The organism is Ensifer sp. ZNC0028 (genome assembly GCF_000799055.1).
Taxonomy (GTDB): domain Bacteria; phylum Pseudomonadota; class Alphaproteobacteria; order Rhizobiales; family Rhizobiaceae; genus Ensifer.
Genome location: NZ_JTLA01000073.1, coordinates 37,161 through 48,683, shown reverse-complemented (window position 1 = coordinate 48,683; position 11,523 = coordinate 37,161). Strand labels below are relative to the sequence as shown.

9 protein-coding genes and 1 pseudogene are annotated in these 11,523 nt (G+C 65.7%); 2 read left to right on the top strand and 8 right to left on the bottom strand.

Translation table 11 applies throughout. The annotated features are described in order from the left end of the window. From L981_RS17575 to L981_RS17555, 5 genes are all read right to left on the bottom strand, one after another. A partial coding sequence (locus L981_RS17575; RefSeq protein WP_043618910.1) for an aldo/keto reductase occupies window positions 1-445 on the bottom strand: 445 nt, incomplete at its 3' end. Between the two features lie 165 nt (window positions 446-610). Further along, window positions 611-1,195: a YigZ family protein gene (locus tag L981_RS17570; protein ID WP_043618907.1), complete on the bottom strand. Its 585-nt coding sequence runs from the start codon at window positions 1,193-1,195 to the stop codon at window positions 611-613. A gap of 348 nt (window positions 1,196-1,543) precedes the next feature. Continuing rightward, on the bottom strand, window positions 1,544-5,251 hold the full coding sequence (putA, locus tag L981_RS17565) for a trifunctional transcriptional regulator/proline dehydrogenase/L-glutamate gamma-semialdehyde dehydrogenase (protein ID WP_043618904.1): 3,708 nt from the start codon (window positions 5,249-5,251) through the stop codon (window positions 1,544-1,546). A gap of 186 nt (window positions 5,252-5,437) precedes the next feature. Next, a complete protein-coding gene (locus tag L981_RS17560) occupies window positions 5,438-5,752 on the bottom strand; it encodes a YkgJ family cysteine cluster protein (protein WP_043618902.1) in 315 nt (104 codons plus the stop codon). A gap of 41 nt (window positions 5,753-5,793) precedes the next feature. Further along, window positions 5,794-6,600, bottom strand: coding sequence for a phosphodiesterase (locus L981_RS17555; RefSeq protein WP_043618899.1), 807 nt, complete (start codon window positions 6,598-6,600; stop codon window positions 5,794-5,796). Between the two features lie 200 nt (window positions 6,601-6,800). On the opposite strand from L981_RS17555, the gene L981_RS17550 reads away from it, so the two are divergent. Beyond that, window positions 6,801-7,835: a proline racemase family protein gene (locus tag L981_RS17550; protein ID WP_043618895.1), complete on the top strand. Its 1,035-nt coding sequence runs from the start codon at window positions 6,801-6,803 to the stop codon at window positions 7,833-7,835. An 87-nt stretch (window positions 7,836-7,922) separates the two neighbouring features. Here the strand turns inward: L981_RS17550 and L981_RS36045 are convergent, their stop codons facing one another. Together L981_RS36045 and L981_RS36040 are read right to left on the bottom strand one after the other, a co-directional pair. After that, complete coding sequence (locus L981_RS36045; protein ID WP_371258883.1) at window positions 7,923-8,261, bottom strand: tetratricopeptide repeat protein; 339 nt, start codon at window positions 8,259-8,261, stop codon at window positions 7,923-7,925. After that, window positions 8,238-8,783: pseudogene (locus L981_RS36040) on the bottom strand (sel1 repeat family protein); the annotation flags it as partial. The pseudogene L981_RS36040 and the gene L981_RS36045, both read right to left, overlap by 24 nt. 215 nt (window positions 8,784-8,998) lie before the next feature. Between L981_RS36040 and L981_RS17540 the strand changes: the two are divergent. Next, window positions 8,999-9,622 carry a FecR family protein gene (locus L981_RS17540; RefSeq protein ID WP_043618921.1) on the top strand — a complete coding sequence of 208 codons (624 nt, stop codon included), beginning with the start codon at window positions 8,999-9,001 and terminating at the stop codon, window positions 9,620-9,622. A 35-nt stretch (window positions 9,623-9,657) separates the two neighbouring features. On the opposite strand, the gene L981_RS17535 is transcribed toward L981_RS17540, so the two are convergent. Further along, the gene (locus L981_RS17535; RefSeq protein ID WP_043618893.1) at window positions 9,658-11,520 is read right to left on the bottom strand and encodes a CHASE2 domain-containing protein; all 1,863 of its coding nucleotides are present in this window, start codon (window positions 11,518-11,520) and stop codon (window positions 9,658-9,660) included. Window positions 11,521-11,523: the final 3 nt, after the last annotated feature.

The window sequence follows — 11,523 nt, the reverse complement described above, 5'->3', positions numbered from 1 at the left end:
GGCGGATCTTGCCCTTGGCGACGAGCCGGTCGAGCGCACCGAACAGCTCCGGCCGATAATAGACCTCGGTCGGCGGGCAATGCAGCTGCACGAGATCGAGCGTCTCGACGCCGAGATTGGTTAGGCTGCGGTCGATGAAGGCTTCGATGTTCTCGCCCGTATAGCCTTCGGTCACATGCGGACTCAGCCGGCGGCCGGCCTTGGTCGCGACGAAGGGCTTGTCGCCACCGCGTTCCTTCAGCACCGCCGCGATGATCTTTTCGGAGCGGCCGTCGCCATAAACGTCGGCGGTGTCGACGAAGGTCACGCCGGCGTCGAGCGCGGCATTGAGCGCCCGCTTGCCGTCCGCCTCGCTGACATCGCCCCAGGAGCCGCCAATTTGCCAGGCGCCGAAGCCGATCTCGGATATGGTTGCGCCGGTCTTGCCAAGAACTCTCGTCTGCATCGTGCTGTCTCCTGTTGTGCGTCGCGGATCATACGCTGGCTGGGGCGCTTCTAGTATGACTGTTTGGATCGAGTAAATTAGCGTGAGATGTGACGCAGAGATCCGCGCACATCTTTTGGTCGTTCCGATCGGTGCGGCGTCGCGAGGTTTCTCGGACCCGAGAGGCTAGTCGTCTAGCGAAACCACCGCCTTGCCGCGGCTGAGGTCGACGACCATGGCGAGGATCGCTTCTGCCTCGTCCTTGCGCAGCTCGACGGTCAGTAAGGGCCCCTTGTCGGTGAAGCTTTCGCTATTGATCGCCACATCGCGCGCGAGAAGCCGCGCCTTGATTAGCGCCATGTCGGAAAAGTCGAGGCCAACGGTGGCGCGTACGGTCTCGATCATCTCGACCTTTTCCGCGGCCCTGAGGCACAGCGCCGCCGTGCCGCCATAGGCGCGCACCAGGCCGCCGCTGCCAAGCAGGATGCCGCCGAACCAACGGGTGACCACGACAGCGACGCGGTCGAGTTCCTGGCCGTCTATGGCTGCAAGGATCGGCTTGCCGGCCGTACCGCTCGGCTCGCCATCGTCACTGAAACGATAGGCCTGGCCGATGCGCCATGCCCAGCAATTGTGGTTCGCGTTGGGATCGGAATGGGAGGCGAGGAAGTCTTTCGCAGCCTGTTCGTCGGCAATGGGCGCGGCAAAGGCCAGAAAGCGGCTTTTCTTGACGTCCTGGTTTGCCGTTTCGATGCGCTTGAGGGTGAACATGGCTGCTTCCGTTTCTTGAGAAGCTGATAGCGGATTGTTGGGGGCGCCGCCACAATGGTTTGGATCAGCGCCGGGTCTGGCGCGGCGCTGTAATTGAGGCCGCGTGGCTCCCACCGTCATTCCTGTGCTTGTCACAGGAATCCAGTCACGGCGCGTCTGCGCCGTGGGAAGACTCATTTTTGTTGAGACATTCTTTCGCGCCGCCGACGCGGCGCGGCTGGATCCCTGTGACGGGGCACAGGGATGAGGTGGTGTGGACGTGGTTGCCTCCCCCCGCACCGACGGTGGGGGGAGGAGAAGTTCCAGTGCGCCCTCTTGAGTAGGGAAGGCGTGCGTCGAGCTGTGGTTTTAGCCGATCGCCATCAGGCTGGCATTGCCGCCGGCAGCCGCCGTGTTGATCGAGGTCGAGACTTCCTCGAGCAGCCAGTTCAGGCAATAGGCGTCGGGGTTCTTGCCGATCTCTTCGCTCGAGGCTGCCTGGACGAGAACGAGCGGGCCCGGCAGGCCGGCGATCGTCTTGCTGACCTCGCGCACCCGGGCACCGTCACCTTCGACAAGCGCGCCGGCGAACGGACCATCGGCTGCCCAGTCCTTGGACCAGGAGAGGCGTGCGGAGACGCTCGCCGGCAGGTCCTTCAGCGACGCCTGCAGGCCGGAAGCCGCGTCGACGACGACGGTGTTGCCGGTGGCAAGGGCGGCACCCAGCTGGTGGTAGAGACCGGTTTCCGTCGCCGGAACTAGCAGCACGCGGCCACGCGGATGCAGCGCATAGAGGTTGCGCTCGCCGACCGGGCCCGGAAGCTCGGAGGCAAGGCCGAGGGCCGAGTTGCTGCCGGCGGTGCGGGCGGCTTCGGCTTCCGCCTTGGCACCCTTGCCGTCGAGCCACTTGGCGAAGTCGAGCAGAACGGGATCGGTATGAACCGAGCTGTGCTGCGGCGGCACCGGGGCGGTGGCGACGAGACGGCCGAGATAGAGCGGGCCGCCGGCCTTCGGGCCGGTACCGGAGAGGCCACGTCCGCCGAACGGCTGAACGCCGACGACGGCGCCGATGACGTTGCGGTTGACATAGAGGTTGCCCGCCTTCACCCGCGAGGTGACGTGGGCAATCGTCTCGTCGAGGCGCGTGTGCAGGCCGAAGGTCAGGCCGTAGCCGGTGGCGTTGATGTCGTCGATCAACCGGTCGAGATCATCGCGGCGGTAGCGAATGACATGCAGCACCGGGCCGAAGACTTCACGCTTCAAGTCCGAGAGCTTGTCGAGCTCGATGATGGTCGGCGGCACGAAGGTGCCCTGCTCGGTGCCGGAGGCAGGGCCGATCTGCTCGACCTTGCGGCCGAGGCCGCGCATCGTCTCGATGTGCTTTTCGATGATGCCCTTGGCTTCCGCGGTGATGACGGGGCCGACGTCAACCGAGAGCCGGTCGGTACGGCCGATCTTCAGCTCGTGCAGCGCGCCCTTCAGCATCGAAAGCGTGCGGTCGGCAACGTCTTCCTGAAGGCAGAGCACACGCAGCGCCGAGCAGCGCTGGCCGGCGCTGTCGAAGGCCGAGGCGATGACGTCTCCGACGACCTGTTCGGCAAGCGCCGAGCTGTCGACGATCATGGCGTTCTGGCCGCCGGTCTCGGCAATCAGCGGGATCGGCCGGCCGGAAGGCGACAGCCGGTCGGCAAGCTGCGCCTGGATCAGGCGCGCGACCTCGGTCGAGCCGGTGAACATCACGCCGGCGATCTCGGGGGCGGCAACCAGGGCCGCGCCGATGCGGCCGTCACCGGGCAACAGCTGCAGCGCGTCGGCGGGAATGCCGGCCTCGTGAAGGATGCGCACGCCTTCGGCGGCGATCAGCGGCGTTTCCTCAGCCGGCTTTGCCAGCACCGGATTGCCGGCAACGAGTGCGGCGGCAATCTGGCCGGCGAAGATCGCCAGCGGGAAGTTCCACGGGCTGATGCAGACGATGGGTCCGAGCGCCTTGTGGGCCGGGCCGAGCGTGCGGCGCGTCTGTTCGGCATAGTAGCGCAGGAAGTCGATCGCCTCGCGCACTTCGGCGATCGCGTTCGGCAGCGACTTGCCGGCTTCGCGCGAGATCAGGCCGAGCAGGGTCGGCATACGCGCCTGCATCAGGTCGGCGGCACGCATGAGGCACGCGGCGCGCTCGGCTGGGGAAACGGCAGCCCAGCTGCTGGCCGCCTTGGCGGCAAGGGTTGCGGCCTGGCGGGCGTCGGCTTCTGAGGCTTCGGTGACCGATCCGACGACATCGCGGTGGTCGCCGGGGTTGACGACGGCACGCGTTTCGCCGGAGGCGGGGCCGGTTGCCAGCTGCGGCACGGCCTTCCAGTCGACGGCAGCACTTGCCTGCAGTGCGGCAGTCAGCGAGGTGAGGCCGGCTTCGTTGGAAAGGTCGAGGCCGGCCGAGTTGCGCCGCGTGTCGCCGAAGAGGTTGTCGGGAAGCGCGATCTGGTCGTGCGGCGCGCCGACGACCGGCATGGCGCGGACGATCTCGACCGGATCGGCGATCAGCTCGTCGACGGACACCTTCGGATCGGCGATGCGGTTGACGAAGGAGGAGTTCGCGCCGTTTTCGAGCAGGCGGCGAACGAGATAGGCGAGCAGCGTCTCATGGGTGCCGACGGGGGCGTAGATGCGGCAGGGACGGTCGAGATTGCCCTTGCCGACGACTTCGTCATAGAGCGGCTCGCCCATGCCGTGCAGGCACTGGAACTCGTACTTGCCGACCTTGAAGTCCTTGCCGGCCATTTCGTAGATGGTCGCGAGCGACTGGGCGTTGTGGGTGGCAAACTGGGGGAAGATCACGTCGGTCGCGGCCAAGAGCTTCTTGGCGCAGGCGATGTAGGAAACGTCGGTGTAGATCTTGCGCGTGTAGACCGGGAAATCTTCCAGGCCGTCGAGTTGGGCGCGTTTGATCTCGGCATCCCAATAGGCGCCCTTGACGAGGCGGACCATGACGCGGCGTTCGGCGCGGCGGGCAAGGTCGATGATGAAGTCGAGCACGTAGGGGCAGCGCTTGCCGTAGGCCTGGACGACGAAGCCCATGCCGGCCCAGCCGGCGAGGTCCTTGTCGAGGCACAGCTCTTCGAGCAGGTCGAGCGAAAGTTCGAGACGGTCGGCTTCCTCCGCGTCGATGTTGAGGCCGATGTCATACTTCTTGGCGATGACGGCGAGCGCCTTCACCTTCGGCAGCAACTCTTCCATGACGCGCGCGGCCTGCGAGCGGGCATAGCGCGGGTGAAGGGCCGAAAGCTTGATCGAGATGCCGGGGCCTTCATAGATGCCGCGGCCGGCCGATGCCTTGCCGATGGCGTGGATCGCCTGCTCGTAGTCGCGATAGTAGCGCTCTGCATCGGCAGCCGTAGTCGCCGCTTCGCCAAGCATGTCGTAGGAGTAGCGGAAGCCCTTCTGTTCGAGCGCACGCGAGCGGCGCAGCGCCTCGTCGATGGTCTCGCCGGTGACGAACTGTTCGCCCATCATGCGCATCGCCATGTCGACGCCGCGGCGGATGACCGGCTCGCCGCAACGGGCGATCAGGCGGGTGAGGGCGGCGGAAAGGCTGCGGTCGTTGACGGTCGAGGTCAGCTTGCCGGTAACGACGAGACCCCAGGTGGCGGCGTTGACGAACAGCGAGCGGCCGCCGCCGATATGCGACTTCCAGTCGCCGTCGGCGATCTTGTCACGGATCAGCGCGTCACGGGTTGCCGTGTCCGGGATGCGCAGCAGCGCTTCGGCCAGGCACATCAGCGCCACGCCTTCCTGGCTCGACAGCGAATATTCCTGCACCAGTCCTTCGACGCCCGAGCCCTTGTGCTTGGCGCGCAGCGCCTCGATCAGCTTGCGGGCGGTCTTGGCGGCGGCGGCACGGGTGGCCGCGTCGAGCGTTGCAGCTTCGACCAGTGCCGGCAGTGCTTCCGTTTCCGGCCGGCGGTAGGCGGCGGTGATCGCCTGGCGCAGTGTGCTCTGCGGTCGAACCGGCGGGGCGAATTCGGCAAAGGGAGCCTGAGACGCGCCGGTCTCTGCAGTGGTCTTGTGAAGCGGTGTCTGGCTCATCGAGCGCTATCCTCCGGGAAGCGGTTTGAAGGGCGCAGCGCGCGCCCGATCGTGGCCGGAAAATACGCTTCCTTTCGCCGTACATCCATCCGGCAAATTTGATCTTTCGCGGAATGTTTCACCGTCCGGTGCGTGCGGCGCCGCAGAGGATGCGGAATGTTCGCAAAATCACCGGATGATCCGGTGTTATGCGGCCTTGCCGAAGTGCTTCTCGCGGGCCATCAGGCACTCGTCGTCGCCGGGCATGCAGGTGCGACAGACGATCGGCCGGATCGCGTAGATCTTGCAGCCGACATGGTCGCCGAGCTTGCCGCTGAGCGCCAAGCAGCGATCGTCCTCGCAGCGCATGCCGCCGAGGTCGGCGGACACATATTCCGCCGGGATCAGGTCGAGTTCCTCGTCCGTCTCCAGCGAGAAACGCGGCCAGTCGGCCGAATAGGCGCAGCAGGCGCCGCAGCTCTGGCAATCGAAGCTTTCGTCGAGGGATACGGGTTCGGTCATGGCCTCAAACTAGCATGAAGGTCCGCGGTCTGAAATGGCCCTTACGCGATGGCGGCGTCGCGGCGGGCGATCTCGTAGTCCTCCGTATGCACCAGCACGCCATCGTCGGTCACGACGGCGATGCCATAGGCGGCCGGCTCGTCGACCGACAGCGAGGCGTCGGGTGCATCGAAGGGCATCGGCTGCTGGTGTACAGGGCTCTTGAAGACCGAAAACGGGATGCCGCGGCAGGAGCCACCGATCGTCCGGTGCACATGGCCGGCGAAGATGTGCCGCACATTGCCGTGCCGTTGGACGAGGTCGTAAAACTCCGTCTCGTTGGCGAGCCGGATCATGTCCATGCCGCTAAAGCCCGTCCTGTGCGGCGGATGGTGCATGAAGATGAGCACCGGCCGGTCGCCGGCATCGGCCAGTTGCCTGTCGAGCCAGGCGAGCCGATTGGCGCACAGCACACCCGCATGGCTGGTCGGATAATCATAGGGCGGGGCAAACAGCGTATCGAGCAGGAGGATACGGCAGTCGGCAAAATCGATTGCCTGCTGCACGAAACCATTCTCGTCGGTCGCCGCGTCGGCAAAGACCTCGCGGAACACCTCGCGCCGGTCATGATTGCCGATAGTGATGGCGACCGGCGGCGTCAGCTGATCGATCAGCCGTTTCAGGCGCTGGTAGGACGCATGGTCTGCATGGTGGGTGAGATCGCCCATGAAGACCACCCGGTCCGCATCCGCATGGTAGCGGTTGACATGGGCAATGCCGTTGGCCAGCCGCTGATACGGATCGAGGCCGATGATCGTCGTGCCCTCGGGCACCATGTGCAGGTCGGTAAAGATGATCAGCTTTGTCATGGAGTTCCAGAGGGTTGCGTCCGATTGGCCCAAGCTGTCGTGCGGGCGGACTTGCGTCAAGCCGCATCTTTGGGCTCGACAGACGAACAGCGGCTCGCGGTTTTTCTTGCGGGCGCCCGCGGAAAGCGGTAATGCAGGCGCATCTGATATATCAGCCATGATCGCCGTTGAGGCGATGGCAAACGCGTTGGAGAAACGGCATGCGGTGGAAGCGCACGATCCAGTTGCTGGACGTTCATTGCGAGGGCGAAATCGGCAAGGTCGCGATCGGCGGCGTGCCGAAGATCCCGGGCAACTCGATCGCCGAGCAGCTCAACCACATCAATACGGTCGACGACAGCCTGCGCCGGTTCCTGTGCCTGGAGCCGCGTTCCGGCTCGATCGGCTCGGTCAACTTGCTGGTGCCGCCGAAGCGGCCAGAAGCCGACGCCGGCTTCATCATCCTGCAGGCCGACCAGGCGCACGCCATGTCGGGCTCGAACTCGATCTGCGTCACGACCGCGCTTCTGGAATCCGGCATCATCGAGATGAAGGAACCCGAGACCGTCGTCATGCTCGACACCGCCTCCGGCCTCGTCAAGGCAACCGCCACCTGCCGCGACGGCCGCTGCGAGAAGGTCAAGCTGACCATGGTGCCGTCCTTCGTGCATGAGCTCGACGTCGAGGTCGACACGCCGAAGTGGGGCAAGATCAAGCTCGACCTCTGCTATGGCGGCATCTTCTACGCCCTGGTCGATGTCGGCCAGATCGGCACGACGATCGACAAGGCAAACGCCCGCGAGATCGTCGAGGCCGGCATGATCCTCAAGGACCTCGTCAACCGCACGATCCCCGTCGTCCATCCAGAAATCCCCGAGATCAAGGGCGTCGCCTACGTCATGTTCCGCGATGTGGAGCCGGACGGAACGATCCGCACCTGCACCACCATGTGGCCGGGTCGCGTCGACCGCTCGCCCTGCGGCACGGGCAGCTCGGCCAACCTCGCAACGCTGCATGCGCGCGGCAAGGTCAAGGTCGGCGACGTGCTGAAATCGCGCTCGATCATCGGTTCGGAGTTCGAAGTCGGCCTCGAAGGTGTGACGACGGTTGCTGGCCGCGAGGCGATCATCCCGACGATCGCCGGCCGAGGCTGGACCTTCGGCCTGCACCAGGTGGCGCTCGATCCGTTCGATCCGCTGGCCGACGGCTTTGCGCTCACCGATACCTGGGGACCTCAGGCAGGCGAAATCCGCTAGTCGGCTCTTAGGGGCTGTTCCAAACGAAAACGCGGGCCGAAGATCATGGGATCTCCGACCCGCGTGGCCCTTGGGAGGCGTGTTCTATTACTTGACGCGGCTGGCCTTGGGCAGCATGGCTGTCTCAAATCCGTCGCTGACGCTGTGTTCGGCGAGCTTCTGGCCGGCAAACGCATCGCCTTCATTGGCCGCCTTGCGGAAGATTTCCCGTGCCGCGGGGATATCCTTGTTGATGCCTTCGCCGTTCTCGAGCATCAGGCCGAGATTGACCATGGCATCGACGTTGCCGCGGTCTGCGGCCAGCCGGTAGAACTTCGCGGCCTTGGCGTTGTCCTCGGCGACCAGCTTTCCTTCATCCAGGATGACCGCGAGATTGAAGGCGGCGACCTCGTCGCCGGCGAGCGATGCCCGTTCGAACCATGCGATCGCCAGTTCGCCGTTGACCGAGGTTCCCATGCCGTCGCGATAGGAGACGCCGAGATTGTAGGCGGCAAGAATGTTACCGGCGGCGGCCGCCTTCTGGTTCAGCGCGAATTCTGTTGCGATGTCGCCCTCTTCGCCGACCAGGACGGCATAGTTGGTCATGGCGAGCGCATGGCCATGCTCGGCGGCTTCGCCGAGGATGCGCTGCGACTGGATCTTCTGGCCGGCCTTGTCGAGAACGCGGGCCAGCTGAAACTCGGTGCGGGCGCCACTCTTCTGGTTATAGGCCTCGCGGCAGGCCGACAGCGCCACGCCGATCTTGATGTCCTCGGTGGCAACGGCCGGGAAGGCCATATTGCGCTGCAGGTCGAATATGCTGCCTGCCTCGCGGTCGCAGACATCGGCTGCGGAAAGCTCGGCGGCGCGGGCTGAAGGAAGTGCGATCGCAGCAACCGCCAGAAGGCTGACGACGGCCAGGAACACGGCGTTGATGATGCGGGTGCCGGATGCGCTGCGATTTTCCATGAAGCTCTCCCTTCTCTTGACGGTGAACTTATCGCTGTCCGTTGGAGACGGCTGTTCCGGCGGGAACAGCCCGGCAACGAAAGCTCTGGCGAAGTGACGAGGATTGCCGCGGGCCCGGCCTCGCGCCCGCTTGCATCCGGGAGCGCCGGGACTATCCTCGGATGGCGGCAGCGCGCAAAACGGGAGAGATGCAAATGGATGATCTGGCAACGTCGATGCGCAAGTTGCTGGTGAGCCGGCGCGTCGTCGTCAGCGGCCTGTTGCTGACGGCAGTCGGCCGCGGTGCTGCGCCCGCCTGGGCAGACTCGGCCCTTGGCGAAGCAACGGAGATCCGCGGCGATGTTCGGCTGAGGCAGGCGAAAAAGGATAAGCCGCTCGCCGTCGGCGGCCAGCTTTTCGAGAACGACCGCGTCCACACGAACGCCGAGAGTTTTGCAACCTTGAACCTCGGCACGGATACGCGCGTGCTTCTGGGCGCCGAAACCGAACTGCTCGTCGACAGCTTCATTGCCGGACAGGGCGGCACGCTCGAGCTTGGAACGGGTCGCATGGTCTTCGACCGGCCCGAGGGGCTGCCGAAGGTCGATGTCGCCGTGCGCACCGCCTTCGGCATGATCGGCGTGCGCGGCACCAAGTTCTTCTGTGGTCCGAGCCGGGCCGCCTTTGCCGTCTTCGTCGAACATGGAAGCGTTTCGGTCGCGCGCGGCGGCGCCACCAAGATCGTCGCTGCCGGGCAGGGGGTGGAGTTTCATCACCGCGGCGACGCCCCGAGCGAGCCCGTCAACTGGGGTGAGGCACGCATCAAGGAAGCCTATGCCAGTGTCGGCCTAACGCGTTGAGCTGACGCCGGATCGAGATTTTCCGGCGCGCCGCGTCAGTCGGCGACCGTGAACAATTCCATCGCCGAGAACCCGCGGATCTCGTGGCTGCCGAGCGGGCGAAGCGGCCGTTTGCTTTCCTGAGCGGCAGCGGGCCCCACACAGATCGCCGTGCCGAGAAACTTGTTTGCCTCCTGCAGGCGCGCCGCCAGATTGATCGCGTCGCCGTGGGCGGTGTAGTCGAGCTTGCCGCCGGCGCCGACCTCGCCGACGACGGCCGGTCCGGTCTCGATGCCGATCCGCGTCCGGCCGAAACCGTTGGCGGCGAACTGCGGACGCCTGCGCATCTCTTCCGTCAGCGCGTGGATCGCCTTGGCGCAATCGATCGCCCTATCGACATGATCGGCCAGGTCCTCCGGGGCGTTGAAGAACGCGTGCACCGCATCGCCCACCACCTTGTCGACCATGCCGCCATGGTCGGCCACCAGCGCGTTGACTTCGGCGAAGTAGATGTCGAGCAGGGCGATGAGCTCGCGCGGCTTCAGCCTTTGCGACAGGGTGGAAAAGCTCTCGATGTCGGTAAAGAGCGCGGTCACCTGACGCTCCTCGCCAGCCATGCGGGCAAGTCCGGGATTGTCGATATAGCGGGCGACCACCGACTGCGGCAGATATTGCGAAAACTTCTGCCTGGCCGTCGCTTCCGCGCGCCGAACCTCGGCAAATTGCAGCACGCTGGTCACCGCAAGGACGGCAATAAGCGCGATCGAAATGCTGACGGCGTCGATGAGCCAGCCGCTGCCATCGTAGATGACGGCGGCGGCCGTGACGGCGGTGGCGACAGCGCCAAGGCCGAGCGCCGCCGATGTCAGCGGGCGGAGGCGGGTGGCGGCGAAGGCGACGCCGAGGCCGGCGACAAGTGCAGCCACGGCTTCAGCAAGCGGCAATCGGCCGTCGCGCTGGGGCAGGAAGCCGGTCAGGATCGCGTTGGCGATGTCGGCGTGGATCTGCACCGAGGGTTCAAGCGGCATCGAAGCGCTCGGCCTGAGGCCTCCGAGGCTTGGCAGGCTGCTGCCGATCAGCACGAGCTTGCCGGTGAAGCGTTCCGCCGAAGCCTTGCCGGACAGGACGTCCGCCGCCGAAACCGTGCGTTCGCTCAGCCGCTCCTGCGGGCTTGCGACGAAACGCAGGCTTCCGGTGTCGTCGAGCAAGATCGTTTGCCCGTCAATGCGCACCCAGGCCGGCTGGCCGCCGAGGATGGGCGTGCCACCGCCCCGCATCTGCCGGGTCGCTTCGATCGCCAGCGTCGGATAGGCGTCGTTGCCGAGGATGGCATAGGCCTGAACCCGGCGTATGCGCGCATCCTCGTCGCCGACGAGAAACGAGGAGGCCGCCGCACTCGCCTGGTCCATGAAGGCCGGGCACGAGGTTTCGGCGCCGTCGAGAAACCACAGTTCGGGTGCGGTGAAGGGACGGCTGAGCGCCAGCGGCGGCACGGGACGCGGTCGCTCCTGGACAGTATCGGCAACGAGGAAGCCAAGCACGACGGCGGTCTTCGAAAGCGCTGCGGCAAGCGCCGGGTTGCCGTCGGAGGTGGGGTTACAATCGGCGCTGAAGACGAAGTCGACCGCAATCACCTTGGCGCCCGCGGTCGCGAGCTGCGACAGAAGCTCCGCGGTCGCTGCCCGGTCCCACTCGCCCGAGGGGCGCGACTGGTGGGCCTGCCGGTCGATGTCGACGACGATAATATCAGGCGATTGGGGTGCCGGAACCCATTGCGTCAGGCTGTCGAAGAACAACTCGCGCTGGGTTTCGAACAGAGGTCCGGCGTAAAGATAGAGCGCTATGGCCGCAAGCAGGCTCGTGAGGCAACCGCCGGCAAGCGGCGTGAAACGCAAACGCCGGCGCCGCTCAGCGACCATACG

Coding starts and splice junctions, on each gene's coding strand:
- L981_RS17560 (WP_043618902.1), bottom strand. CDS start 5,752: ATGACCGAACCCGTATCCCTCGACGAAAGCTTCGATTGCCAGAGCTGC.
- putA (WP_043618904.1), bottom strand. CDS start 5,251: ATGAGCCAGACACCGCTTCACAAGACCACTGCAGAGACCGGCGCGTCT.
- L981_RS17540 (WP_043618921.1), top strand. CDS start 8,999: ATGCGCAAGTTGCTGGTGAGCCGGCGCGTCGTCGTCAGCGGCCTGTTG.
- L981_RS17570 (WP_043618907.1), bottom strand. CDS start 1,195: ATGTTCACCCTCAAGCGCATCGAAACGGCAAACCAGGACGTCAAGAAA.
- L981_RS17550 (WP_043618895.1), top strand. CDS start 6,801: ATGCGGTGGAAGCGCACGATCCAGTTGCTGGACGTTCATTGCGAGGGC.
- L981_RS17555 (WP_043618899.1), bottom strand. CDS start 6,600: ATGACAAAGCTGATCATCTTTACCGACCTGCACATGGTGCCCGAGGGC.
- L981_RS17535 (WP_043618893.1), bottom strand. CDS start 11,520: ATGGTCGCTGAGCGGCGCCGGCGTTTGCGTTTCACGCCGCTTGCCGGC.